Genomic DNA, 22,110 nt, shown 5'->3' with positions numbered 1-22,110 from the left:
AATCATGGGTCCGGGGACGTGTCCACTGCGCTTGGTCATATCCGTCAAGGTGATGTGAATCATCCAGCCCTCATTCGCTCCGTTGCCGAAGGCATCGCCGGCTGCACATCCCGGGGCTTGCCGCCCGGTCCCGCCACGTCGGCGTAAGGACCGGGCGGCAAGGCATGAATTGCTTCCCGGTTATCCACGAGAAAAGCAGGGGGCGCGCCAAATTGCTTGCGACAGCTTCGGGGACGAAGTTGCCGATCCCGGAACGGCGGCCTACTGATCGTCAAGGCATCCGCGCAGCCGGCGGGTCGCGGTATCTTCGCGGCCGGCGCGGACGGCTTCTGTAACGGTCGCAGGGCAGGAAATAGGGGCTACGCCATGACCAACCTCCGCCTTGCGACGCCCGAAGATGTCGGTGCTATCGAGGCCATCGCGAGGGAAGCCTACGAGCCCTATGTCTCGCAGATCGGCCGGAAACCTGCCCCGCTCGTCGAGGACTACGCTGCCATGGTGGATCGCGGCGTGACCGACGTGGCGGAGGACGCGGGCGGCATTTGCGGTTTCGTCATCCTGATGCTGAACGGTGGAGCGCGTCTCGACAATGTCGCGGTTTCAAGACGGTCACGTGGTAAGGGCGTCGGGCGTGCGCTGATCGCCCATGCGGAGCGGATGGCGCAGGAAGCGGGCCACGATGAAATCACGCTCTATACCAACGAGAAGATGACCGAGAACCTGGCCCTCTATCCCCGCCTCGGCTATCGCGAGACGCATCGCGCGACCGAGATGGGATTGAACCGGGTCTACTTCGCCAAGGCACTGGCGGGGCACCCGGCAAAGCCGCCGCGCCATCGATCGAGGGAAAACCGATGACCCGGAATACCAGCGAAACATGCCAGACTGCCCTGAATGGGTCCCTGCCCGATGCGGGAGGAGCGGCTGGTCCGGATGACAAGGATGCTGTCCGCCGCGCTTGCGCGCTCGATCTTTCCACCCGGCAATGGCTGCGCGTGTTCCGGTCGCTCAACGGCCCGTCTTTATCCCGGCGGGAGATCTTTGCGGTAATTCTGGAACAGCGGTTCGAGTGGCTCTCGCGGTGCAGCCACGGAAATGATCCCTGCCCGGAGAGCCTCCAGCTTTCGAAGCGGACCGGGACCTTGCCGCGCATGCCCAAGCTGACCGATCTCGAGATGATCGAGCGCTTCTGGACCAGCGAAGCGGCAGCTTCGTCCCCGGATGGGGTCGGTTTCAGGACAGTGTGAAATCCTGCGCCAAGCCGGAAGCAGCCGGTCGAGCAGGGCGCGGCGAAGGCACGTAGGAAGTCCAAGCCGATGCCGCGGCGCAGCTTCCCTAGAACTGTCCTCCGCGGCAACGTGCAGCTTCGTTCGGCGGTGTGGACGTTTTGGCCAATCCGCCGGGCCATACTGGATCCCGGGGCCTCAGGTCAGGGATGCAGGGCCGAGTTCCGACGACTTGCGGGCCGCGCCTTGTCGCAGGATAAGGAAAGGATCAGGTGCCCCAAGGGGAGAATCGGGAAGCCGGTAAGAGTCCGGCGCGGGCCCGCCGCTGTAAGGAGAACTGACCCAACAACCGCCACTGGAACAGGTCCGGGAAGGCGTTCGGTCGGGGAGATTCCAAGCCAGAAGACCGGCCTGATGACATGATGGACCCGCGGCTGGAAATCGCGTGTCCGCTGTCTTTTGCGGAGGCTGACCATGCCACATTCTTCTGCCCAGCAAGCCACTCCGGCGCGAAGTTTCTCGGACGCCGAAAAGCAGGCCCTCTACGATATCATTGCCGCGCGCCGCGACGTCCGGAATGAATTCCTGCCCGATCCGATCGACCCCGATGCGCTACGGCGCGTCCTGGAAGCCGCCCACGCGGCGCCGTCAGTCGGCTTCATGCAACCATGGAATTTTATCCTGATCCGCGACGAGGAGAAACGAAAGGTCATCTGCAAAGCGTTTTCCGAGGCGAACGAAGAGGCTGCATCGATGTTTCCTTCGGAAAGGCAAGCACTCTATCGTTCACTGAAACTGGAAGGGATTGCCAAGGCGCCCCTGAATATCGCCGTCACTTGCGACCGGGCACGGGGCGGCGAGGTCATCCTGGGACGGACTCATAACAAGGACATGGATATCTACTCCACCGTCTGCGCCGTTCAGAACCTGTGGCTGGCGGCTCGTGCAGAGGGGATCGGCGTCGGCTGGGTCAGCATCTTCCGGACGGGAGATTTGCGCCGTCTGCTGAATATGCCAAGCCATGTCGAGATCGTCGCATACCTTTGCTTGGGATATGTCTCCGAACTTCATTCCCAACCCGAACTCGCCACGAAGGGATGGCGTTCGCGTCTTGATCTGGACAGCCTGATCATGGAGGACGCCTGGACGGGACAGGCAACTGTGGAAAGTACAGAGTGATCCTCGGCGGGCGGCCACTTCGACCTTCTTCCCAAGCGCGGCCGCGATGGGGCGGCACGCCCTGATCTGAAAGCCAGACTCCCTCAAGCATGGGTCCGGTCTGTCAAATAACGTCGATCGGGATAACGCCGCGCGGATACCGATCGCCGCCGATCCGCGACCATTGAGGCCCAAGAAAATGTGCCAAGCGGCGCGCGATCGGGAGTGTGCAGCCTTCGTGAAAGCTGCCACCTCGAAAGACCGCGCATCATATTCCGGCCCGGTGCCGGGTAATCTTCCCGCCGCCGGCGGGGGCGGCTTCGCTCCATCGAGCGGATCGGCGATGTGCCGAACCCGCTCGCGCGATGCGTAACGCGCGTAGGTTGATGATGCCCTCGGGGGCGGCAGGTCATGGCGGTGCCGAAGCTCACCACACCGATATGCGGGCATCCAAACATCTCGCCCGCCGCGCTGTTAGCGGACTGCCGCTTGCCCAAGCCGCGCCGGTTCGCTTTACAGGAAGCGGAGCAAGGGAGAGGACGGCATGACCTACAGCGACGTGTACGAGAGCTGGAAGACGGACCCCGAAGGGTGGTGGATGGAGCAGGCGAAATCCATCCATTGGGAGCGATTCCCTTCAAGGGCGCTTTTCGACGAGAATGCCCCGCTTTACGAGTGGTTCTCCGACGGGCTGACCAACACCTGCTACAACGCGCTCGACCGCCACGTGGAGAACGGGCGCGGCGAGCAGAAGGCGCTGATCTACGACAGCCCCGTCACCGGCACGAAAACCAGTTTCACCTTTGCCGAGATGACCGAGCGCACCGCGCGCTTTGCCGGGGCGCTCGCGCGGCAGGGCATCGGCAAGGGCGACCGGGTCATCATCTACATGCCGATGGTGCCCGAGGCGATGATCGCCATGCTCGCCTGCACCCGGATCGGCGCGATCCATTCGGTCGTCTTCGGCGGTTTCGCCGCCAACGAGCTTGCCACGCGGATCGACGATGCCGCGCCCAAGGCGATCATCGCCGGCTCCTGCGGCATCGAGCCGGGACGCATCGTCGCCTACAAGCCCCTGCTCGACGGTGCCATCGAGATGGCCGCGCACAAGCCCGATTTCTGCGTCATCCTGCAGCGCTCGCAGGGGACAGCCGATCTCGTGGAAGGGCGCGATCACGAATGGGAGGCGTTCCAGGAGGGCGCCGAGCCCGCCGACTGCCTTCCCGTCGAGGGCAACCACCCGGTCTACGTGCTCTATACCTCCGGCACGACGGGGCAACCCAAGGGCGTGGTGCGCCATACCGGGGGCCATCTCGTCGCGCTCCACTGGACGATGAAGAACGTCTACGACGTGGAGCCGGGCGAGGTCTTCTGGGCGGCCTCCGATGTCGGCTGGGTCGTGGGGCACAGCTATATCGTCTACGGCCCGCTGGTGCATGGCAACACCAGCGTGATGTTCGAGGGCAAGCCGGTCGGCACGCCCGATGCCGGCACCTTCTGGCGCGTCATCGACGAGCATGACGTGCGCAGCTTCTTCACCGCGCCCACCGCGTTCAGGGCGATCAAGCGCGAGGACCCCAAGGCCGAGGCGCTCGAAGGCTACGACATCTCGCGCCTGCGCGCGCTCTATCTCGCCGGGGAGCGCGCCGATCCGGACACGATCGAATGGGCGCAGCGCGTCATGGGCGTGCCCGTCTACGACCACTGGTGGCAGACCGAGAGCGGCTTCCCGATGATCGGCAACCCCGCCGGCATCGAGGCGCTTCCGGTGAAGATCGGGTCTCCGACGGTCGCCCTTCCCGGCTTCGACATCCGCATCCTGGGCGAGGATGGCCGCGAGATGGAGACCGGCGCGCTCGGCGCCATCGCGATCAAGCTGCCGCTGCCGCCCGGCACCCTGCCGACGCTGTGGAATGCCGAAGGGCGGTTCCGCAAGGCCTATCTTGAGCGGTTCCCGGGCTATTACGAGACCGGCGATGCCGGCTATGTCGATAAAGACAACTACCTGTGGATCATGGCGCGCACCGATGACGTGATCAATGTCGCGGGCCACAGGCTCTCGACCGGGCTGATGGAGGAGGTCCTTTCGGACCATCCCGATGTTGCGGAATGCGCGGTGATCGGCGCCGCCGACGCGCTGAAGGGTCAGCTCCCGATCGGGCTCGTCTGTTTGACCAAGGGGGTGAACAAGGCGCATGAGACGGTCGCGCGCGAATGCGTGGCCATGGTGCGCGACCGGATCGGGCCGGTCGCGGCGTTCAAGACGGTCCTCGTCGTCGATCGCCTTCCCAAGACGCGCTCGGGCAAGATCCTGCGTGCCACGATGGTCAAGCTGGCCGATGGCGAGACGGTCAAGGCACCCGCGACGATCGACGATCCGGCCATTCTGGACGAAATCCGCGAGGCCCTCGCGAAGGCCGGCCATCCGGCAAGCGGCGGCTGAACCGCGGAGCGGCGCGCTCATCGCAAGCCAGGGGGCGGTCACCCGGAAGCGGGGCCGCCCCCTTCGTGCCTGCGGCACAGACCCCGCGATCCGCCGCGCGAGCGGTCAGCGGCAGTAGCTGCCCATGCTGTAGCTGGCGCTGTCGAAGTGAAAATGGTCGCGGTGATAGACGTCGGAATCGGGGCCCAGCACCGTGCCGAAGGGGCCGCAGGCCGCACCGTGCAGACGGCGCAGAAGTGCCCCGTCGCGCCGTTCGCCCCATCCCTGCTCGACATCGATGCGCGTGCCGTCCTTGAGCAGCAGCGCCGAGATGTCGATGGCGCGGCCGCGGCCGTGCTCGGAGATCTTCGCGCCGGCGCGCGAATTGCGCGTCCTGCAGGCGTAATCGGCGGCGACGCGGATCGAGGAGACCCCCCCGCCGCGCCGGCCCACGGCCGGTTTGAGCCCCGTCTTGACCCATGTGGCGAGCGCTTCGGCCGCCGAGCAGTCGAGAACGGCGGACGGGCTGAGCGCGACGCCGCCGACGGCCTCGACGCGCACCGGCGCCTCGATCCCGCAGCCATCGACCGGGCTGCTGACGGCCGGCAGGACGCTGCCCGCGAGGGAAGGCATACCGCACAGCCCGCCCCTGCGCGAGACCACGTCGTCATCGCCGCCGCATCCCGCGACGGCGGCTCCCGCGATCAGGGCAAGCCCCCTCGCGCGCCAGGCAGAAACGCTCATGTGCCGGTCTCCTTCCGTGCCGCGCCGCGTCCGAAATCGGGAGCGGCCGTGTCCTGTCCCGCCTCGATGATGCCACGCCTGATGGCCCTCGTGCGGGTGAAATAGTCGAACAGGTGATCCCCGTCGCCGGTCCGGATCGCCCGTTGCAGCGCGAAGAGCTCTTCGGTGAAACGGCCGAGGATCTCGAGCGTCGCCTCCCTGTTCGTCAGGAAGACGTCGCGCCACATGGTCGGATCGGAAGCGGCGATGCGGGTGAAGTCCCGGAAGCCGGCCGCCGAATACTTGATGACCTCGCTGTCGGTCACACGGCCCAGATCGTCGGCCACACCGACCATGGTATAGGCGATGAGATGGGGCGTGTGGCTGGTCACGGCGAGCACGAGATCGTGGTGATCGGCATCCATCACCTCGGTGCGTGCCCCCATCCCCTGCCACAGGCGCGACAGGCGCGACAGCGCCGCCGCATCCGTCCGCTCATCGGCGATCAGCAGGCACCAGCGATTCTCGAAAAGCTCGGCAAAGCCCGAGTTCGGTCCGCTATGCTCGGTGCCGGCAAGCGGATGGCCCGGAACGAAATGAACTCCCGGCGGCACATGCGGCGCGATCTCGTCGATGACCCGGCGCTTGACGGAGCCGACATCGGTGAGGGTCGCGCCGGGGGCGAGATGCGGCGCGATCTGCGCGGCGACCGCGCCCATCACCCCGACGGGGGTCGCGATGACCACCAGATCGGCCCCCTGCACCGCTTCGGCGGCCGTCTCCACGATCCGGTCGCACAGACCGATCTCGCGTGCCTCGGCCCGGGTGGCGGCCGAGCGCGCGGTGCCCACGACCTCTTTCGCAAGTCCCGCGCGCCTCATCGCGTGCGACATGGAGCCCGCGATGAGGCCGAGGCCGATCAGCGCCACGCGCTTGTAGAGGACGCTCACGGGGCCGAGGCCTTGAACCTTGCGACCGAATGCACCACGCGGCGGCATGACGCCTCGTCGCCCACCGTGATGCGCAGGCAGTCGGGAAGCTTGTATCCGCCGACCTTGCGCACCAGCAGGCCGTCGGCCCGCAGATGCGCCTCGCAGGCATCCGCTTCCTGCGGCGAGGCAAAGCGCGCCAGCACGAAATTTGCATGGGAGGGATCGGAGGGGACACCCTGCTGCGCCAGGCCATGCGCGAGCCAGTCACGCATCCGCGCGTTCTCCGCCCGGCAGCGCTGCACGAAGCCGGTATCGCGCATCGCGGCCTCCGCCGCGCGCAGCTGCGGATCGCCGAGGTTGAAGGGTCCGCGCACCCGGTTCAGCACGTCGATCACCGCGGCCGGCCCGTATCCCCAGCCGACGCGCAGCCCCCCGAGACCGTAGATCTTGGAGAAGGTCCGCGTCATGAAGACATTCGGCCAGCTCCCCGCGAGCCGCGCGCCCCCATCATACCCTTCGGCATATTCGGCATAGGCGCCGTCGAGCACCAGGAGGACATGGGGCGGCAGCCTGTCGGCGAGCTGCTCGATCGTCTGCATGTCGATCATCGTTCCCGTCGGATTGGCGGGATTGGCGATGAAGACCAGGCGGGTGCGGAAGTTGCATGCCTCGAGGATCGCCTCGATATCGACCGTCCTGCGATGCTCGGGAACCTCGACCGGCACGGCGCCTGCGGCGAGCGTGCTGATGCGGTACATCGCGAAGCCGTGCTCGGTATGGATCACCTCGGTGCCGGGGCCGGTATAGGCCATGCACAGCATCGAGATGATCTCGTCCGAGCCCGCGCCGCAGATGATCCGCTCGGCATCGAGGCCTTGAACCTCGCCGATCGCCCGGCGCAGCTCGCCGTGATCGGTCGAGGGATAACGGTGGATGAGATGGGCCGTGCGGCGCAGCGCCTCTCGCGCCGCCTCGGGCGCGCCATGCGGGTTCTCGTTCGAACTCAGCTTCACGACCTCGGCCACGCCCTCGGCATGGCTCGCCCCGCCCTGATAGGGCGCGATTTCCAGAATTCCCGATCTCGGCTCGATCGACTGCGTCATGGTATCCCCCTGAACGGGTCCCTCTTAAACAGCGCCGCCCGTCGTGACCAGCGGCAACGGCGCGCCCGGGGGCGCGGCGCCCGCCCCCGCGGGACGACTGTTGCCCTTCGGCACGAAAAAGGGCCGCCCCAAAGGACGACCCCGCAATCGCATACGCCTTCGGATCAGTTCTGGGCGTAGTATTCGATGACCAGGTTCGGCTCCATCTGGACCGCGAAGGGCACATCGCCCAGGCCCGGAATGCGGGTGAAGGTCGCGGTCATCTTGGAGTGGTCCACCTCGAGATAGTCGGGGGTGTCACGCTCGGCGAGGCCGACGGCTTCCAGCACGATGGCCAGCTGCTTGGACTTGTCGCGCACGGCGATGACATCGCCTTCCTTGACCCGGTAGGAGGGGATGTTGACGCGCTTGCCGTTCACCGTGACATGGCCGTGGTTCACGAACTGGCGCGCGGCGAAGACGGTCGGCACGAACTTGGCGCGGTAGACGACGGCGTCCAGACGGCGCTCGAGCAGGCCGATCAGGTTCTCGCCGGTGTCACCCTTGACGCGCTCGGCCTCGGTGAAGATGCGGCGGAACTGCTTTTCGGTCAGATCGCCGTAATGGCCCTTGAGCTTCTGCTTGGCGCGAAGCTGCAGGCCGAAATCCGAAAGCTTGCCCTTGCGGCGCTGACCGTGCTGGCCGGGGCCGTATTCGCGGCGGTTCACCGGGGATTTCGGACGTCCCCAGATGTTCTCGCCCATGCGGCGGTCGATCTTGTACTTGGCAGAGGTGCGTTTGGTCACCGTCTGATCTCCTTCGTCATTGTGCCGCGCGGGGGCGGCGTGAAGGGCGTTGTCCTCTGGCCGAGGCCTGACAGGGTTCCCCTCGCGGGGTCCACCAACACCAAAGACGCCCCGCCGGACGATCCGCCGGGACAGGCGCGCCTTATACTCCGCCCCGGCGGGGTGTCAATGGCCGTGCCGCTGCCTCAGAACGCGGTGCCGAGCCGCAGCGAGCCGACCAGCTGCCCGCCGCCCTGCCCCTCGAATTCGGGGCCGAGATAGCTCACCCCGTAAAAAACCCCGTATCCGCCAAGCCGGGCCGAGATCCCGAGCCGCGCGCGGCCGCGCCAATCGCGCGTGCGCACCGGGCTGCCCTCGAAAAGATCGCTGTGCCAGACCCGCGCGATGTCCGCCCCCGCCGCGAGCCCCGCCCCCGGCCCGTCGCTGCGCCCCGCGGGGCCGCGCATCAGGTGGCCGGTCACCGGATCGCGGGTGAAGACGGGCGCGCCGCTGCCATGACCGATCAGCAGGTCGATGCCCGCGCGCGCAAGGCTCTCCACCCCGACATGCACCTGCGCGAAGGGCCGCAGGCGGGTCAGGGGCGCCGCATGTCCTCCCGCTAGCTCGAAATCGAGCATCGGGTGCACGGCGTCCGGGATGACCGGACCATCCCCCCGCGCCTCGAGGCCCAGCGCGGCGTGCGCGCGGTCCTGGAACCGCATCAGCCCGGTCGACGGGCCGGTGATCTCGGCTCCGAAGCCGGTGGATGCCTGCGCCTCGCCCCATGCGAGATGGGTGAAGATGCCCGCGCTCACGACACTTGCATGCGGGCGGTCGCGGCGGGCGGGACGCACCAGGTTCGCCGGCGCGACGATCTGCCCCGAAAGCCGGAATTCGAGCGTCTCGCCGAACCGCCCGAGGCCGCGCGCGCCGTCCGGGACCGCGTCCGATCGCGGCATGGAGCCGGTGACGTCAGGGGCGCCGGGATCGGCGATCGGGCGGCTGCCGGAGGAAGGGCGCGGCCCGAAGAAGACACCGATGCCGTAGCTGCCGCTGCGCCAGCGATCCTGGCCATCGCCGAGCGAATCATTGCTGAAGATACGGCTGGTTCCCAGGAAGGTGCGCTCCTGCGCGACCGAGGAAGAGACGCCCGGCACCGTGAGGAGAGCCGCGGCCAGCATGCCGGCCCGTGCCGCCCCGCCGCGCCCCTTGGCCTTGTCTTGCCCCATGCCGCCGTTCCCCCATGCGCGATTCCGCCCTCCCCCGACGTAGCGCGCGGGGTTGCCGGGTGCCATGCAAACCGGGAGGCGGGACCGCTTTTGGCGGCGATTGTCGCATGCGGAGCGCGCGCCCGGCCGCTCCCCTGCCGCCCTGCGCGCGCCGCGTCTTGCGGGCCCCGCGGCGCCCACGCTAGGACGGGCGGGAGGGTCGCGGCCCGTCCCGGCACGGGCGCCGCGAAAAGCGACAGCGCGCCCCGAGTGCCGAACCGGGAGAGGTGGAATGGAGCAGTGCAGAACGAAAGCCGAACTGCGCGCCCTGCGCGCGGCATGGGCCGGGGCGGGCGAGAGCGTCGGGCTCGTGCCGACCATGGGCTACCTTCACGAGGGCCATCTGAGCCTGGTGCGCGCGGCGCGGGAACGCTGCGCGCGCGTCGTCGTCACCATCTTCGTGAACCCGGCGCAATTCGGCCCGAACGAGGATCTCGAGAGCTACCCGCGCGATCTCGACCGTGATCTGGCCCTGCTCGCGCCCGAAGGGGTGGACGCGGTCTTCACCCCCCTGCCTTCCGAGATCTACCACCCCGATCACGAGACGAGCGTCGAGACGGCGCGCCTTTCGCGGATGCTCATGGGGCGGCTGCGTCCGGGGCATTTCAGGGGCGTGGCGACGGTGGTGTGCAAGCTGCTCAACCTCGCCGCACCTGATATGGCCTTCTTCGGCGAGAAGGATTACCAGCAGCTGGCGGTGATCCGCCGGATGGTGCGCGATCTCGACATGAGCCCCGAGATCGTCGGGGTGCCGACCGTGCGCGAGGCCGACGGGCTTGCGATGTCGTCGCGCAATGTCAGGCTCACCCCCGAGCACAGGGCCGCCGCCCCCGCCCTTCGCGCCGCGCTGCGCGAGGCCGAGACCCTCGCCGCGCAAGGCGCCGGCACTGCGCGGATGCGCGCCGCGATCCGGGCCCGCATCGATGCCGCCGAAGGGGCCGACATCCGCGCCATCGACATACGCGACGCGCAGAGCCTCGCGCCTTTGCGCGGCCCCCTGGAGCGGCCGGCGGTGGTGCTTCTGGCGGTCCGCTTCGGTGACGTGCTACTGATAGATCAACATGTTGTCAGCCGAGGGGCCTGAGCCGATGTCCACCGAACCCAGCAAGCCGGTCCGCCGGATCACCGTACCGCAGATCGCCGCGCGCAAGGGCGGAACCCCGATCGTGTCGCTCACCTCCTATCATGCCCACACGGCGGCGATCGTGGATGAGCATGCCGATTTCATCCTGGTGGGCGATTCGCTCGGGATGGTGATGCACGGGATGGAGACGACGGTCGGTGTGCCGATCGAGCTAATGATCATGCACGGGCGCGCCGTGGTGCGCGGCACGAAGCGCGCGCTCATCGTCGTGGACATGCCCTTCGGCAGCTACGAGGAGAGCCCGAACGTGGCCTTTCGCAACGCGGCGACGATCATGAAGGAGACCCAGTGCGGCGCCGTCAAGCTCGAGGGCGGGGCGCGGATGGCCGAGACGATCCGCTTCCTGACCGAGCGCGGCATCCCGGTCATGGCGCATATCGGCCTGACCCCGCAATCGAGCCATGTGATGGGCGGCTTCAAGACGCAAGGGCGCGACGAGGACAGCTGGCCGGCCCATATCGCCGATGCCAGGGCCGTGGCGGAGGCCGGCGCCTTCGCCCTCGTGGTGGAGGGCGTGGTCGAGCCCCTGGCGCGCCAGATCACCGAGGCCGTGCCGATCCCGACCATCGGCATCGGGGCCAGCGCCGATTGCGACGGGCAGATCCTCGTGCTCGAGGACATGCTGGGGCTCGGCAGCCGCCCGCCGAAATTCGTCAGGGTCTACGGCGACCTGGGCGCGCAGATCGAGGCATCGGTGCGCCGCTATGCCGAGGATGTCAGAGAGCGCAGCTTTCCCGGCCCGGACGAGACCTACAGATAAACAGGGGCGCGCGGAGGCTGGCGGGGACCGAAAGGGGGGCGGGCCATCATGCCCGCCCGGCATGCGGCCGCTCAGAAACGGATCTCCGCCTGCTCGCCGATCTCCGGCTTGTGCTCCTCGTCCATGTTGGCGCGCAGGATTTCCCAGCCGAAGACCAGCGGGTTGCCCGTCGCCGCCCAGGCCGAGCCGTCGGTCAGGCGCAGCTCGAGCATCGTGACCTCCGGATCCTCGCGCCCCTCGTCGAACCAGGCGGCGGAGACGCGCGACCAGATCTCGTCGATCTTCTCCCGGTCGTTCGAGACCGTCATCTCGCCGCGCAGGGTCATCCAGAAATCGTGGTTCTTGCTGATCACCACGTAGCGGGCCGTCCGCCCGGACCCGATCGCCTCGGCAAGATCGGTCTGCCGGGACGTGATGAAGCGCAGCACCCCCTCCTCGGGAAAGGCATGGTGGGTCATCGGCTGGCTCAGCTGCTCGGAGCCCTCGATCCCGAGCATTCCCGCCCTGACATCGTCGAGTTCCTTGAAGATACGCTTGCGCGGGTCGGTTCTCAGTTCTTCGGGTTGCGACATGTCAGTCGTCCTTTCGCAAAAATGGCATGGTGCCGTGACACGCCCCCCCGGGGGGCGCCGAATGGTGAACGTGGCCGGGTCTTCGGACGGTCCCGGCAGATCATGCCCCGACCTTCAGAGCCTGCCGTTCCTGCACCCACAAGCCGCGCGCGCAGCGGCGGTTCCGGCGAAGCGGCGACAGCGCCATGTCACCAATGGCTATTGCGGCATTGTGCGGACACGGTGCACGATGCGGCATGCAACGATCAGGGTATGCAGAAATGCGCATCGGCCAGTTGATCGCGGACCTGACATTCACGCAGGCACGCCTTCGCGCGAGCTTTGCGGAAGAAGGGTCCGCCCGCATCCAGGCGGAGCTGGTGCGCGAGGCCGCGCGCGTCATGGATGCGATCGAGCGCTACGTCCCCGACACGGAAGCCGAACTGCGCGAGCAGGTCCAGTTCTTCATGATCCGCGCGAGCCGCGCCAAGCGCAGTGTCACCCGTGAGCGCGACACCGAGATCGCCCTGCGCCTTTTGCACCGGCATTCGCCGCAATTCCGGACGCTCGCGCCCCGGCAGGAGGTGGCGCATCCCCGATCACCGGCGCCGCGCAACGCCGCGCCATCAAGCGACCAGAGGATGTCCTCCTACGTCTTTCATTCGCCTGAACGGGTCTGCGCGGTCGACCGGGACTACCGCTACCTGGCAACGAGCGCGACCAATGCCAGCTTCAACCGCCGCTCGCAGGTCGGGATGATCGGCATGCACGTGGTGGAGATCATCGGGCTGTCACGATTCAACGACCGCGCACGGGAAATGTTCGATCGCTGCCTCGGCGGCAAGGTGCACGAATACTACTATGACCTGCAGCACGAGGATGGCACCACGCGGATCATTCGGTGCCAGATGAAGCCGGTGCATGACGAGATCGGAACCATCTATTGCGCCCTCGCCTACATGACCGACGTCACCGAGGCGAAGATCATCCGCCTTTGAACCATCCGCCCGGTTTGCCCGGACCTTTCTTCCCCCTGCCCTGCGCAGACGAGCATTCCCATCCAAATGCGCGGAAGGAGATCGATCTAAAAAGGGGGGGGGCAGTGGCGGAGACGATGGGATTCGAACCCACGAGACCCTTCCGGGCCTACTCCCTTAGCAGGGGAGCGCCTTCGACCACTCGGCCACATCTCCGCTGACCCGTTTAAAGATCCGGCGCATGGGAAACAAGGCGAAATACGACATTCCCGGCAGTTTGCGGCATCACCAGGTAATCGCCTGTAAATTCACGCGAAACCCGGTCGGCCATGTGGCGTTGGGCGCGAGGGAGGTGGATGCACGGAATGCGCCCGCCCGCACGGCACGGCGTGCGTGGCAGGGTGCTGGCACAAACGATCGGCCCGGCGCGCCCCGCCCTGGCAACGCCCCCGCAGTCCAAGAACCGCCAACGCCGCAAGGATAACAGCAACAGGGGGCTGTCCCGGGTCGCGGTGCCGGAGGGGAATATCTTCATGTGCAGTGCACGGGATACCACCCGTGACAAGGCGCGCGAACGGGCGCTGCGGATATCGGAGGACGAGGCGCGGAAGTGGTCCCGGCTCGAGATACCGCGGCGCGTCGGCACCCGGTCCCCGCCGCGGGGCCGGATCACTCCGGCAAGGGGGCCGGCGCCGCGCCGCCGATATCGGCCGGCGCAACCGCGACGGATTTGGCGATCGCGTAGCAGGTCTGCCCCGGCGCCAGATCGAGCGCGGCGGCAGAGCGCTTGGTGATCCGGGCAAGAAGGCTGTCCTCGCCGATGCGCAACTGCACGATCACCCCGGGGCCACTGCCGCTGCGCAGCGCGCTGACCTCCCCGCGCAGGATGTTGAGCGCCGAGAGCCCTTGCGGGGCCAGGCAGGCGAGAATCACGTCCTGCGCACCGATCCGCACCCTCACCCGCGCGCCGGGCGCTCCCTCGATGCGCGGCAGGAGCAGCTTGCCACCCGAGATCTCGACCTCGCTGAGACCGTCCTCGTGATGCGCCACGAGCCGCCCCTCGAGAACCGAGCCCGCGTCGCGCGGCCCCAGGACGGGCACCGCCTCGGGATCGGCCAGAAGCTCGGCCGTGGGGCCGGCCCTGAGCACCCGCCCCGCGCGCAGCGCCACCACCGTGGTCGCCAGCCGCGCCACCTCGGAGACCGCGTGGCTGACATAGAGGATGGGGATGCGCGTCTCGTCCCGCAGCCGCTCCAGATAGGGCAGGATGCCGGCCTTGCGTTGCGCGTCGAGCGCGGCCAGCGGCTCGTCCATCAGCAGCAGGCGCGGCGCGGCGAGAAGCGCGCGGCCGATCGCCACGCGCTGCTTCTCGCCGCCCGACAGATCGGCCGGCATCCGGCCCAGCAGATCGCCGATGCCGAGCATCTCGACCACGCGGCCGGGCTGAGCCGCGGCATGCCGGCCCGCGAACCACCGTCCATAACCGAGATTCTGGCGCACCGTCAGATGCGGGAAAAGCCGACCCTCCTGGAAGACGCAGCCGACCCGCCGGCGATGGGCGGCGAGCGCGATGCCCCTGTCGGTGTCGAGCAGCACGCGCCCGTTCACCTCGATCCGTCCCGCGTCGGGACGCACCAGACCGGCGATCGCCAGCACCACCGTGCTCTTGCCCGCGCCGGACGGACCAAACAGCGCCGTCACCCCCTCGGGCGCCTCGAAACGCGCATCGAGCGTGAAGCCCGGCAGGGCATGACGCAGGGAGACGCGCAGGCTCACGTGCCGCCCAGGCGCCGGGCGATGCGCCGGCCCAGCCATTCCGACAGGAGCAGCGCCCCCATCGAGACCACGACCGAGATCAGCACGAGGCGCATCGCCGCCCCCTCCCCGCCCGGCACCTGCAGGAAGGCATAGATCGCCGAGGGCAAGGTGCGCGTCTCGCCAGGAATATTCGACACGAAGGTGATCGTCGCTCCGAACTCGCCCATCGCCTTGGCGAAGGCGAGAATGCCGCCCGCCACCACCCCGGGCGCGATCAGCGGCAGGGTCACGGTGATCCAGACCCAGGGGCGCGAGGCGCCGAGCGTGGCGGCCGCCTGCTCGAGCTTGGGATCGACCGCCTCGATGCTCAGCCTGATGGCACGGACCATCAGCGGGAAGGCCATGATCCCCGCGGCAAGGGCCGCCCCCGTCCAGCGGAAGGCGAAACCGATGCCGAACCAGGCCTCGAGCGGCGCGCCGATGGGTCCCGTGCGCCCGAACCCCAGGAGCAGCAGGTAGCCCGTCACCACCGGCGGCAGGATCAGCGGCAGATGCACCAGCCCGTTGAGGATTTGCCGCCCCGGGAAGCGCCACCGCGCCAGGGCGTGCGCGGTCAGGAGCCCGAGGGGAAGACTGGCCGCGACGGCCACCGCGGACACTTTCAGCGACAGGCGCAAGGCGTCCCATTCGGCCGCGCTGATCGTGTCGAGCACGGCGCTAGGTCCCGGCGGGGATGAAGCCGGCCTGCGCGAAGATGTCCTGTGCCTCCGGGCTGCCGAGGTGATCGAGGAAGGCCCGTGCCTCCGGCCGGGCCCCGGCGGTTAGCGCGGCGGGATAGCGGATCGGCGCGTGGCTGCCTTCGGGAAAGGTCGCGATCACGCTCACGTCATCCTGCGCCGTGGCGTCGCTTGCATAGACGATGCCGAGGGGGGCTGCGCCCGAGGCCACGAGCGCGAGGGCCGCGCGCACGTTGTCGGCCTGCGCCACCCGGTCCGAAACCTCTTCCCAAAGACCGAGCGAGACCAGGGCGGCACGGCCGTAGATGCCGGCGGGAACCGCATCGACGAGCGCCATCGCGAGCCGTCCCTCCCCGAGGCGTGCCGTCATTGCGCCCGCGGCGAGCGCATCGTGGGGCGCCGCGCCCCGCCCTTGGGCGATCAGCACGAGGGTATTGCCGAGGATGTCGCGCCGCGATTGCCCATCGATCAGCCCGCCCGCCACCAGATGATCCATCCAGTCGCCATTGGCCGAGATGAAGAGATCGGCCGGCGCGCCGAGCTCGATCTGCCGGGCGAGTTGCGACGAGCCGGCATAGGAGATCGCGATATCCGATCCCGTGCGCGCTTCCCAATCGGCCTCGATCCGCTCGAGCGCGGTGCCCAGGCTGGCCGCGGCGAAGACCAGCAGGTCCGCCGCGGCCCCCGGGGCCGGCATGGCCGCGGTGCAGAAGGCTGCCGCGACCCATGAAAGGGCGGCACGGTAGGGACGCATGCTGTCGAACTCCTTCGGGCCGTCTTGGCGCTGGCCGGCAATATCGAAGCGGCGGCCGGGCAAAGGCAAGCCCTAATTCCCGCACCGATGCGGATCAAGGCCTCCTGCCCGGCGCGGCTCGCCGGTGCGATATCGGCCCGGAGCCGGACCGGATGCGCCGGTAGCGCAGCCCTGACGGGCGGCCCCGCCTCAGCCCGCGAAGACCGCCTCCAGCCCGCCATCCGGCAGCGCCGCGCCATGCGCATCGGCGACGCGCCGCGCGAGGGCAGAGGTTTCCTCGCGTCCCAGCCGGCGCATCTGCGCGACGGGAGGCAGGCCGAAGCGCAGCGCCCGCTCCGCGCCCAGATCGAAGGCATCCGGCTCCGCGACCTCTTCATCCAGCGCTTCGAGGATCGACAGGAAGGTCGCCCCGCGCAGGCGGGCGGCGATCTGCGCGTGTGTCTGCGCGTCGATCCGCGAAGGCGCCTCCGCGATGTCCCAGGCGCCGCCGCGCTCGCCAAGCTCGACCAGCGGCGCGGCCGGCTCGTAAAGCGCGCCCAGCGTGGAGAGGTTGCGCAAGGCATGCAGATTCACGCGCGGCTTGATGATGTTCATCACCGCGAAGGGCCCCATCGGCAGGCCGAAGATCTCGCAGGCGACGGCGTCGATCTGCGCCGTGTCCCCGATCCCGTCCTCCAGGCAGCGCACCGCCTCGTTGCTGTAGGGACAGAAGAAGCGGTTGACCACGAAGCCGGGCGCATCCCGGCATTCCAGCACGGTGCGGCCCGTCATCTCGAGAAAGGCGCGCGCCGTCTGCACCGCCTCGGCGGAGCTGCGCGTGCCGACCACCAGCTCGACCAACGGGTTGACCTCGGCGGGGCTGAAGTAATGCAGGCCGATGAACCGCTCCGGATCGGGCGCGGCCCGGGCCAGCTCGTCCACCCGCAGGGCGCTGGTATTGGTGGCGAGCACCGTCTTTGGCCCCAGATGCGGCGCGATCCGGGCAAAGAGCGTGCGCTTGACCTCGGCATCCTCGAACACCGCCTCGATCACCAGGTCGCTGCCCGCGATCGCCTCCGCGCGGTCCGTGACCTGCAGCGCGCCGAGCGCCTCGTCGGCGGCTTCTCGCGTCATCCGTCCCTTCTCGACGGCGCGCGAGACGAAACGCGACACCCGCGGCGCGAGCGCCTCGGCCTGTGCGGCGTCGGCTTCGAGAACGGTCACCCGCAGCCCGGCGGCAAGGCAGGTCATCGCGATCCCCCCGCCCATCGTTCCGGCTCCGATGATCGCGACTTTGCGAACGGTCATGAATACTTACTCCAGTCTGTTACAGGCCGGCGCGCAGGAACGCGTGCACCGCGCGGTGCAATTGGGGCGCGCCATGCTCGGCATTTGCGAAATGTGTGGAATCGGCGATCTCGTGATACTGCCGCTCGACGCCTTCCAGCGCATCGAAAAGACCGAGCGCGTCGGCGCGGGTCGATGTCGGATCCGCGCGTCCGCGCACCACGAGGACCGGGCAGCGCAGGGTCGCGGGGTCGTAGAGGGGCCGGCCGTTGAAGCAGTGCCACAGGTCCTCGAACGTGCCGTTGGGCACCCTGAACCCTTCGCCGCCCGATTGCGGATCGTCGTCCAGGCTGGCCTGCACCAGCGCCTCGAGCGCGCCTTCGGGGCGCCAGTCCGCACCGGGCGGGATCTGCTCGTTCCAGCGGGCGCGCACATCTTGCGGCGTGACGAGGCGGTAGGGTGCGAAGGCGCGCTTCTGTCGCGGGTCTTCCGGCTCGCCGAGCATTTCGAGCCAGGCGGGGTTCGGCGCGGCATGGACCGGCGCGTAGAGCGCCAGGCGCCTGACACGGTCCCGCCCCGGCCCGATCGCGTAGCGGGCGGCCGTGGTGGTGCCCCAGGACCAGCCGATCAGGGAGAGCGCGGCGTCGCCATGGCGCGCGGCGATCCAGTCGGCCGCGCGGCCGATATCCGCGATGGCCTGCGCCCCGGAGCAGGCCGGCGGAGCCCCGTCGGCGAAGGCCGCGCGGCGCCAGTCCGGTGGCGCGGAGCGGCCGTAGCCCCTCAGATCGACCGCATAGGCGGCGAAACCCGCATCGGCCGCGGCGGCGAGCCAGTTCACCCCGTCGCAGTCGATGTCGAACATCCGCCCGGAGAAGGTCGCGCCATGAACCATCAGAAGGGGGGGACGCCCCCGCTCTGCCCCCCGCTCCGCCCCGCACGCCGCAAGGTGCAACGGCGGTGCGTCGCCTGCCCCGGGCACGAAATGGCTTTCGGAGCGGGCGCGCCGTGTCACGGGGCGACCTTGAGGACGATCTTGCCGATATGCGTCGACCCTTCGAGACGCTCATGGGCGGCGGCGGCCTGCTCGAGCGGGAACTCGCTGTCCATCACCGGCCCGATGCGGCCGCTGGCAAGATGCGGCCAGACCTCCGCCTCGAGAGCGCCGGCGATCGCCGCCTTCGCCGCGTTGGATTGCGGGCGCAGGGTGGAGCCGGTCAGCGTCAGGCGGCGGGTCATCACCTGCATCATGTCGAGCTTGGCCTTGGAGCCTTGCAGGAACGCGATCTGCACGAGGCGGCCATCCATCGCCAGCGCCGAGATGTTGCGCTGCATGTAGTCACCACCGACCATGTCGAGGATCAGGTCGGCGCCGCCCTCGGATTTGAGGATCTCGACGAAATCCTCCTCGCGGTAATTGATCGCCCGCGCCGCGCCCAGATCGGTGCAGGCGGCGCATTTCCCGGCCGAGCCGGCGGTCGCGATGACCCGCGCGCCGTTCATCACCGCCAGCTGGATCGCGGTCGTTCCGATGCCCGAGGAGCCGCCATGCACGAGGAACGTCTCTCCCTCGCTCAGCGCGCCGCGCATGAAGACGTTGCTCCAGACGGTGAAGTAGGTCTCGCAGAGCGCCGCCGCGCGCGCCATGTCCATGCCGCCTGGTACCGGAAGGGCCTGCGCCGCGTCGGTCACGGCATATTCGGCATAGCCGCCGCCGGGCAGGAGCGCGGTCACCGCATCGCCCACCGACCAGCGCGTGACCCCCTCGCCGATGGCCGCGATCTCGCCCGCCCCTTCGAGCCCCGGCAGGGGCGAGGCGTCGGGCGGCGGGGCGTAGAGGCCGGCACGTTGCAGCGCGTCGGGGCGGTTCACCCCGGCATAGGCGAGACGGATGAGGACCTGTCCGGGTCCCGGCTCGGGCACCTCCGTCTCGAAGGGACGGAGCACCTCCGGGCCTCCGTGACCGTCGAGGCGAATGGCGCGCATGGTCTTGGGAATGGTCATGTCCTGTCTCTCCTGTCGCGTGTCACCGCGCGGCATGGCGGATCGTGCCGGCGCGCGCGGGGCATGGCGGGCCGGGCACGCGGCCCCGGCCCGCCACTTGGTCATGCCTTGCCGGTGAGGCGCATGAACTCGTTGAGGATCTCGGCGACGCGGCCCGAATACTGGGGGTCGCGCTCGGCGAATTCGGCGACGACCTCGAGCGACTTCTGGCGCAGCTCCTCGACCACCGCCGGCTCGAGCGTGGTGATCTCGCCCCCAAGCTCCTTCACGAACTCGTCCTTGCGCACCAGGTCCTGGTGCAGGAAATGCGCGCTGGCATCGGCGCTGGTGGCCCGGACGATCTCGTTGAAGGTCGCCTTCAGGTCATCGCCGAGCTTCTCCCATTGCTGCATTCCGACGATGACCTCGCCGTTGAGCTGGCTCACGAGGTCCGGCTGGACGATGTACTTGGTGACTTCCTGGAAGTTCATGCCCCAGCCGGTGGAGATGGAGCCCCAATGCGCCCCTTCGACCACGCCCGTCTGCAGCGCCTGGTAGAGCTCGCCGCCGGGGATCGCCACGGGCGATGCGCCCATCTTCTCGAAGACCATCGCGGCGGTGCCGGTGGAGCGGACACGCCAGCCGTCGAAATCGGCAGCCGTGCGCAGCGGACGGTTGGAATAGAGCGCGAGACCGGCATAGGAGACGGGTCCGGCCTGGTAGACGCCCTGCTCGGCATAGGCTTCGCGGATCACGTCGAGAGCGCCCATCTCGTACATGAACATGTGCATCTCTTCGTGGCTGCCGAAGGTGCCGATATTGCCGTTCAGATGACCCGCGACGGGGATCCGGCCCATCCAGTAGGACGGGTAGATGAACGCGCTCTCCAGCAGGCCGCGGCGGACCGCGTTGAGCACTTCGCCGGTTGGCACGATACCGTCATTCTGCACCGGCTCGATGGTCAGCTCGCCATTGGTCGCCGCGGTCACCCGGTCGGCGAACTTGACGAAGACATCCTCGTAATACCAGTTGCCGGTCGGCCAATGGGTCTGCATGCGCCATGTCGTCTTGCCCTGCGCGATGGCGGGCGGGGCGGCGAGCATGGCGCCGCCGCCGGCTGCTGCGGCTGCGCTGCCGAGAAGGCCGCGGCGGGTAATCTGGGGTCTGGTCCTGGGCATGGTGATACTCCTCCTGTTTGATTCATGCCGTATTGGCTCCGCGCTGCCGGACTGGTCCTCCCGGCCGGCCGCGCGGGCCTTGATATGCCCGCCGCGCGTCAGAGCTGCGTCGGCAGGTCGGTGAAGCGGGTGATGATCCCCGGAAAGAGGAAGATCAGCGCTCCGGTCAGGATCATCAGCAAGAAGAACGGGGCGATCGAGCGGTAGATGGCGCTGATCGGCGTCTCCGGGCTGAGGATCTTGAGGTAGAACAGGTTATAGCCGAAGGGCGGCGAGATATACCCGATGCACAGGTTCAGCTGGAACAGGACGCAGAACCAGATCGGGTCGAAGCCGAGTTCCACGACGATGGGAAAGAAGATCGGGAGCATCAGAAGGATGATGCCGATCGGATCGAGGAACATGCCCAGCAGCAGGGTGATCGCCTGGATGATCAGGACCATCACCGTCGGGCTGACATCGATTCCCCTGAGGAAATCCTGCATAAACGCGGTGCCGCCCGCCCCGCCATAGACGGCGATGAAGGCGCTGGCCCCGAAGACGATCCAGATGACCATGCCGGTCATGGCGCCGGTCTCGTAGCTGACATCGCGAATGTAGCGCCAGTTCAGCTCGCCGCGGATCGCGACCGAGATCACCACCGCCGCCGCGCCGACCGCCGCCGCCTCGGTGGGCGTCGCGATACCGGCGAAGATCGAGATCAGGACCGACAGGATGATCAGCAGCGGCAGGAAGACCGAACGCAGTGCCCGGAGCCGTTCGCGCAGCGGCGCGCGCTCCGCCGCGCCCGGCGCCAGCGCCGGATTGAAGTGGCTGCGCAGCCCGATATAGAGCAGGAAGACCGCCAGCAGCAGCAGTCCCGAGACCAGCCCGCCGAGAAACAGCCGGCCGACCGATTGCCCGGTCTGCATCCCGATGACGATCAGGGTGATCGAGGGCGGGATCAGGATGCCGAGCGTTCCGGACGCGCCGATCGTGCCCAGAACGAAGGATCGGTCATATCCGCGCTTGTCCATCGCCGGGATGCCGACGAGACCGGTGGTCATGGTCGAGGCCGCGCAGCTTCCGGTCATCGCCGAGAGGGTCGCGGCAAAGCCGGAGGTGCCCAGCAGCAGCCCGCCATGGGTGCGTCCCGACCACAGGTAGAAGGCCTGGTAGAGGTCATGGGCGATGCGCGAGCGGGCCAGCGCCACCCCGATGAAGACGAAAAGCGGGATGGCCGAGAGCAGGATCGACCACATCGAGCCGAACATCGTCGTGATGACGGAATACATGCCGTAGGAGCCGAAGCTCAGCAGGCCGAAGATGACGGCGGTTCCGCCCATGGCGAAGGCCAGCGAGACGCCGGACATGATCGCCAGCAGGACCATGCCGAACATGCCGATGGTGAGAAGTTCGGGGCTCATTGT

At 68.3% G+C, this 22,110-nt stretch carries 21 protein-coding genes, 1 tRNA gene, 1 pseudogene and 1 riboswitch; of the genes and pseudogenes, 7 read left to right on the top strand and 16 right to left on the bottom strand.

Features of this window, described 5'->3' with window-relative positions:
* Window positions 1-366: 366 nt before the first annotated feature.
* From PMES_RS02650 to bluB, 3 genes are all read left to right on the top strand, one after another.
* A complete protein-coding gene (locus PMES_RS02650; protein ID WP_159963981.1) occupies window positions 367-858 on the top strand; it encodes a GNAT family N-acetyltransferase in 492 nt (163 codons plus the stop codon).
* Window positions 855-1,247, top strand: a complete 393-nt coding sequence (locus PMES_RS02645) for a hypothetical protein (RefSeq protein WP_159963980.1) — start codon at window positions 855-857, stop codon at window positions 1,245-1,247. Before PMES_RS02650 ends, PMES_RS02645 begins: the two co-directional genes overlap by 4 nt.
* Window positions 1,248-1,479: 232 nt before the next feature.
* A riboswitch (cobalamin riboswitch) is annotated at window positions 1,480-1,655 on the top strand.
* 45 nt (window positions 1,656-1,700) lie between these two features.
* A complete protein-coding gene (bluB, locus tag PMES_RS02640) occupies window positions 1,701-2,405 on the top strand; it encodes a 5,6-dimethylbenzimidazole synthase (RefSeq protein WP_159963979.1) in 705 nt (234 codons plus the stop codon).
* 37 nt (window positions 2,406-2,442) lie between these two features.
* Here bluB and PMES_RS02635 read toward each other — a convergent pair.
* A pseudogene (locus PMES_RS02635) lies at window positions 2,443-2,634 on the bottom strand (preQ(1) synthase); the annotation flags it as partial.
* Between the two features lie 294 nt (window positions 2,635-2,928).
* On the opposite strand from PMES_RS02635, the gene PMES_RS02630 reads away from it, so the two are divergent.
* On the top strand, window positions 2,929-4,827 hold the full coding sequence (locus tag PMES_RS02630) for a propionyl-CoA synthetase (protein WP_159963978.1): 1,899 nt from the start codon (window positions 2,929-2,931) through the stop codon (window positions 4,825-4,827).
* A 105-nt stretch (window positions 4,828-4,932) separates the two neighbouring features.
* Here PMES_RS02630 and PMES_RS02625 read toward each other — a convergent pair whose 3' ends face one another.
* From PMES_RS02625 to PMES_RS02605, 5 genes are all read right to left on the bottom strand, one after another.
* Window positions 4,933-5,550, bottom strand: coding sequence for an extensin-like domain-containing protein (locus PMES_RS02625; RefSeq protein WP_159963977.1), 618 nt, complete (start codon window positions 5,548-5,550; stop codon window positions 4,933-4,935).
* Complete coding sequence (locus PMES_RS02620) at window positions 5,547-6,479, bottom strand: prephenate/arogenate dehydrogenase family protein (RefSeq protein WP_438943221.1); 933 nt, start codon at window positions 6,477-6,479, stop codon at window positions 5,547-5,549. Before PMES_RS02620 ends, PMES_RS02625 begins: the two co-directional genes overlap by 4 nt.
* Entirely contained in the window at window positions 6,476-7,564 is a 1,089-nt protein-coding gene (hisC, locus tag PMES_RS02615) for a histidinol-phosphate transaminase (RefSeq protein ID WP_159963975.1), read from the bottom strand. The genes PMES_RS02620 and hisC overlap by 4 nt, the downstream gene beginning before the upstream one ends.
* Before the next feature lie 164 nt (window positions 7,565-7,728).
* Window positions 7,729-8,349, bottom strand: coding sequence for a 30S ribosomal protein S4 (gene rpsD / locus PMES_RS02610; RefSeq protein ID WP_159963974.1), 621 nt, complete (start codon window positions 8,347-8,349; stop codon window positions 7,729-7,731).
* A 185-nt stretch (window positions 8,350-8,534) separates the two neighbouring features.
* The gene (locus tag PMES_RS02605; RefSeq protein ID WP_159963973.1) at window positions 8,535-9,557 is read right to left on the bottom strand and encodes a lipid A-modifier LpxR family protein; all 1,023 of its coding nucleotides are present in this window, start codon (window positions 9,555-9,557) and stop codon (window positions 8,535-8,537) included.
* 271 nt (window positions 9,558-9,828) lie between these two features.
* Here PMES_RS02605 and panC point away from each other — a divergent pair, with 271 nt between their 5' ends.
* Both panC and panB read left to right on the top strand, forming a co-directional pair.
* Window positions 9,829-10,680 carry a pantoate--beta-alanine ligase gene (gene panC, locus PMES_RS02600; RefSeq protein ID WP_159963972.1) on the top strand — a complete coding sequence of 284 codons (852 nt, stop codon included), beginning with the start codon at window positions 9,829-9,831 and terminating at the stop codon, window positions 10,678-10,680.
* Between the two features lie 4 nt (window positions 10,681-10,684).
* Window positions 10,685-11,500, top strand: a complete 816-nt coding sequence (panB, locus tag PMES_RS02595) for a 3-methyl-2-oxobutanoate hydroxymethyltransferase (protein ID WP_159963971.1) — start codon at window positions 10,685-10,687, stop codon at window positions 11,498-11,500.
* Between the two features lie 71 nt (window positions 11,501-11,571).
* On the opposite strand, the gene PMES_RS02590 is transcribed toward panB, so the two are convergent.
* Window positions 11,572-12,072 (bottom strand): pyridoxamine 5'-phosphate oxidase family protein, encoded by a 501-nt coding sequence (locus tag PMES_RS02590; protein ID WP_159963970.1) that lies wholly within the window; start codon window positions 12,070-12,072, stop codon window positions 11,572-11,574.
* Window positions 12,073-12,308: 236 nt separating this feature from the next.
* On the opposite strand from PMES_RS02590, the gene PMES_RS02585 reads away from it, so the two are divergent.
* Complete coding sequence (locus PMES_RS02585; protein WP_159963969.1) at window positions 12,309-13,049, top strand: PAS domain-containing protein; 741 nt, start codon at window positions 12,309-12,311, stop codon at window positions 13,047-13,049.
* A gap of 105 nt (window positions 13,050-13,154) precedes the next feature.
* On the opposite strand, the gene PMES_RS02580 is transcribed toward PMES_RS02585, so the two are convergent.
* From PMES_RS02580 to PMES_RS02540, 9 genes are all read right to left on the bottom strand, one after another.
* A tRNA-Ser gene (locus tag PMES_RS02580) sits at window positions 13,155-13,244 on the bottom strand.
* A 453-nt stretch (window positions 13,245-13,697) separates the two neighbouring features.
* A complete protein-coding gene (modC, locus tag PMES_RS02575; protein WP_159963968.1) occupies window positions 13,698-14,804 on the bottom strand; it encodes a molybdenum ABC transporter ATP-binding protein in 1,107 nt (368 codons plus the stop codon).
* Entirely contained in the window at window positions 14,801-15,499 is a 699-nt protein-coding gene (modB, locus tag PMES_RS02570; RefSeq protein WP_159963967.1) for a molybdate ABC transporter permease subunit, read from the bottom strand. Before modB ends, modC begins: the two co-directional genes overlap by 4 nt.
* 4 nt (window positions 15,500-15,503) lie before the next feature.
* The gene (gene modA, locus PMES_RS02565; RefSeq protein ID WP_159963966.1) at window positions 15,504-16,277 is read right to left on the bottom strand and encodes a molybdate ABC transporter substrate-binding protein; all 774 of its coding nucleotides are present in this window, start codon (window positions 16,275-16,277) and stop codon (window positions 15,504-15,506) included.
* 189 nt (window positions 16,278-16,466) lie between these two features.
* The gene (locus tag PMES_RS02560) at window positions 16,467-17,564 is read right to left on the bottom strand and encodes a 3-hydroxyacyl-CoA dehydrogenase family protein (protein ID WP_159963965.1); all 1,098 of its coding nucleotides are present in this window, start codon (window positions 17,562-17,564) and stop codon (window positions 16,467-16,469) included.
* A gap of 19 nt (window positions 17,565-17,583) precedes the next feature.
* Window positions 17,584-18,555, bottom strand: a complete 972-nt coding sequence (locus PMES_RS02555; protein WP_159963964.1) for an alpha/beta fold hydrolase — start codon at window positions 18,553-18,555, stop codon at window positions 17,584-17,586.
* Complete coding sequence (locus PMES_RS02550; protein ID WP_159963963.1) at window positions 18,552-19,544, bottom strand: NAD(P)H-quinone oxidoreductase; 993 nt, start codon at window positions 19,542-19,544, stop codon at window positions 18,552-18,554. The genes PMES_RS02555 and PMES_RS02550 overlap by 4 nt, the downstream gene beginning before the upstream one ends.
* Before the next feature lie 101 nt (window positions 19,545-19,645).
* Window positions 19,646-20,701 (bottom strand): TRAP transporter substrate-binding protein, encoded by a 1,056-nt coding sequence (locus PMES_RS02545; RefSeq protein WP_159963962.1) that lies wholly within the window; start codon window positions 20,699-20,701, stop codon window positions 19,646-19,648.
* A 98-nt stretch (window positions 20,702-20,799) separates the two neighbouring features.
* On the bottom strand, window positions 20,800-22,107 hold the full coding sequence (locus PMES_RS02540) for a TRAP transporter large permease (protein WP_159963961.1): 1,308 nt from the start codon (window positions 22,105-22,107) through the stop codon (window positions 20,800-20,802).
* Window positions 22,108-22,110 lie beyond the last annotated feature (3 nt).

It is taken from the genome of Profundibacterium mesophilum KAUST100406-0324 (genome assembly GCF_009835145.1).
In the GTDB taxonomy this organism is placed as follows: Bacteria; Pseudomonadota; Alphaproteobacteria; order Rhodobacterales; family Rhodobacteraceae; genus Profundibacterium; species Profundibacterium mesophilum.
The sequence above is the reverse complement of the archived record's forward strand: the minus strand, read 5'-3'. Positions and strand labels throughout refer to the sequence as shown.

Bases quoted from the DNA above. Each gene is read 5' to 3' on its own strand.
- PMES_RS02550 (WP_159963963.1), bottom strand. From the start codon at position 19,544: ATGACCATTCCCAAGACCATGCGCGCCATTCGCCTCGACGGTCACGGA.
- PMES_RS02540 (WP_159963961.1), bottom strand. From the start codon at position 22,107: ATGAGCCCCGAACTTCTCACCATCGGCATGTTCGGCATGGTCCTGCTG.
- panB (WP_159963971.1), top strand. From the start codon at position 10,685: ATGTCCACCGAACCCAGCAAGCCGGTCCGCCGGATCACCGTACCGCAG.
- PMES_RS02650 (WP_159963981.1), top strand. From the start codon at position 367: ATGACCAACCTCCGCCTTGCGACGCCCGAAGATGTCGGTGCTATCGAG.
- PMES_RS02560 (WP_159963965.1), bottom strand. From the start codon at position 17,564: ATGACCGTTCGCAAAGTCGCGATCATCGGAGCCGGAACGATGGGCGGG.
- PMES_RS02625 (WP_159963977.1), bottom strand. From the start codon at position 5,550: ATGAGCGTTTCTGCCTGGCGCGCGAGGGGGCTTGCCCTGATCGCGGGA.
- PMES_RS02605 (WP_159963973.1), bottom strand. From the start codon at position 9,557: ATGGGGCAAGACAAGGCCAAGGGGCGCGGCGGGGCGGCACGGGCCGGC.
- bluB (WP_159963979.1), top strand. From the start codon at position 1,701: ATGCCACATTCTTCTGCCCAGCAAGCCACTCCGGCGCGAAGTTTCTCG.
- PMES_RS02545 (WP_159963962.1), bottom strand. From the start codon at position 20,701: ATGCCCAGGACCAGACCCCAGATTACCCGCCGCGGCCTTCTCGGCAGC.
- PMES_RS02590 (WP_159963970.1), bottom strand. From the start codon at position 12,072: ATGTCGCAACCCGAAGAACTGAGAACCGACCCGCGCAAGCGTATCTTC.
- hisC (WP_159963975.1), bottom strand. From the start codon at position 7,564: ATGACGCAGTCGATCGAGCCGAGATCGGGAATTCTGGAAATCGCGCCC.
- modA (WP_159963966.1), bottom strand. From the start codon at position 16,277: ATGCGTCCCTACCGTGCCGCCCTTTCATGGGTCGCGGCAGCCTTCTGC.
- PMES_RS02645 (WP_159963980.1), top strand. From the start codon at position 855: ATGACCCGGAATACCAGCGAAACATGCCAGACTGCCCTGAATGGGTCC.
- PMES_RS02585 (WP_159963969.1), top strand. From the start codon at position 12,309: ATGCAACGATCAGGGTATGCAGAAATGCGCATCGGCCAGTTGATCGCG.
- panC (WP_159963972.1), top strand. From the start codon at position 9,829: ATGGAGCAGTGCAGAACGAAAGCCGAACTGCGCGCCCTGCGCGCGGCA.
- PMES_RS02630 (WP_159963978.1), top strand. From the start codon at position 2,929: ATGACCTACAGCGACGTGTACGAGAGCTGGAAGACGGACCCCGAAGGG.